This window comes from Parafrankia sp. FMc2 (assembly GCF_041008525.1).
Classification (GTDB): Bacteria; Actinomycetota; Actinomycetes; order Frankiales; family Frankiaceae; genus Parafrankia.
The window spans coordinates 1-924 of record NZ_JBFLUG010000443.1 but is presented as its reverse complement, the minus strand read 5'-3'; the positions used below and the strand labels follow the sequence as shown (position 1 = coordinate 924).

Sequence of the window (924 nt, the reverse complement as noted above, 5' to 3'; positions counted from 1 at the left end):
GAAGGGAATCTGAATGACCGTGTCAAGCCGCCGCGGTAGCGGGTTGCGGCGCGGTTGGTGCGAACGTGCGGCCGTCGCGCAGGAGTGCCCACAGAACGTCGACGAGGCGGCGAGCGAGGGCGAGCAGGGCCTGGATGTGGATGAGCCGTTCCTGGCGTTTGCGGTCGTAGAAGGTCCGCGAGGGCCCGGTGGCCCGGATGCTCGACAGGGCGGCCATGTAGAACACCCGTCGCAGCCTGCGGTTGTAGCGCTTGGGACGGCGCAGGTTCCCGGTGACCCGGCCCGAGTCCTGGGCGACGGGCACAAGCCCGGCGTAGGACGCCAGACGGCCGGCGGTCGCGAACCCGTCCAGGGTGCCACCGGTGGCTACGACGAACTCGGCGCCGAGGATCGGCCCGAGCCCGGGCAGCGACTCGATGATCTCCGCCTGGGGATGGGTCCGGAACCGGCTGGCGATCAGCTTGTCGGTGTCCTTGACCTGCCGGTCGAGGTCCAGGAGGTGGCCGGCCTGCCGGGCGACGAGCACGGCAGTGGTGGCCTCGCCCGGCAGCCGCACCGTCTGCGCCTCGGCGGCAGCCAGCGCCGAGGTCGCCATGGCGGGGATGCCCTTGGGCCAGGCGCCGTGCTCACGCAGGTGCGCAGCGACACCGTCGACCCCGGCGACACGAAGCGCCTCGGGGGTCTGGAAACCGGTGAGCAGGACCAGCGCGGACCGGGTCGAGTAGTCGAAGGCACGTTCCAGCGAGGGAAAGATGCTGGTCAGCAGGTCACGGAGCCGGTTGACGCCGCGCACCCAATCGGCCATCAGGTCCTCGCGGTGCGCGGTCAGCCGGGTCAGCTCGACGACAAGATCGTCGGTGGCGGTGACGGGCGTCAGATCGTTCCGCATCCGGGCGGTCTCGGCGATCACCCGGGCGTCCTTGG

Annotated in this window: 1 protein-coding gene; it reads right to left on the bottom strand. The window is 71.0% G+C overall.

Annotated features, from left to right (window positions below; genetic code table 11):
* Positions 1-22: 22 nt before the first annotated feature.
* Positions 23-924 (bottom strand): IS110 family transposase (locus tag AB1460_RS37840; protein WP_368967396.1); only part of this gene is annotated, 902 nt, incomplete at its 5' end.